The sequence below is a fragment of the Streptomyces sp. WG5 genome, assembly GCF_049974565.1.
Taxonomy (GTDB): Bacteria; Actinomycetota; Actinomycetes; order Streptomycetales; family Streptomycetaceae; genus Streptomyces.
Map to the genome: position 1 here is coordinate 1 of NZ_JBNGGC010000181.1, position 573 is coordinate 573.

Genomic DNA, 573 nt, shown 5'->3' on the forward strand with positions numbered 1-573 from the left:
CAGGCGCTCGCGGGTGCCGGGTTGTCGGCTGCTGATGTGGATGTCGTGGAGGGGCACGGCACGGGGACGGTGCTGGGGGATCCGATCGAGGCGCAGGCGCTGTTGGCCACGTATGGGCAGGGCCGGCCGGAGGGCCGGCCGTTGTGGCTGGGGTCGTTGAAGTCGAATCTCGGGCATACGCAGGCCGCTGCGGGTGTGGCCGGTGTGATCAAGATGGTGATGGCGATGCGGCATGGGGTGCTGCCGCGGACGCTGCATGTGGACGCGCCGTCGTCGAAGGTCGACTGGTCCGAGGGCGGGGTGGAGTTGCTGACCGAGGCCACGCCGTGGCCTGAGACCGGCCGCCCGCGTCGGGCGGGTGTGTCGTCGTTCGGTGTGTCGGGTACGAACGCGCACGTCATTTTGGAGGCGCCGGAGCCGACGCCGACTCGTGTGCAGGAGCCGGTCGATGTGGGCGAGGAGCCCTCGGCCGGTGGTGGTGTGGTGCCGTGGGTGTTGTCGGGTAAGTCGGTGGAGGCGGTGCGTGCTCAGGCCGGGCGTCTGCTGGAGTGGGTCGATGCCCGTCCTGGTGTG

The 573-nt window shown here is 70.3% G+C and carries 1 protein-coding gene; it reads left to right on the top strand.

Going from position 1 to position 573, the window contains the following annotated elements:
• Positions 1–573, top strand: a 573-nt coding sequence (locus ACP4IX_RS36510) for a ketoacyl-synthetase C-terminal extension domain-containing protein (RefSeq protein WP_426558980.1), incomplete at both ends; no start/stop codon positions are given.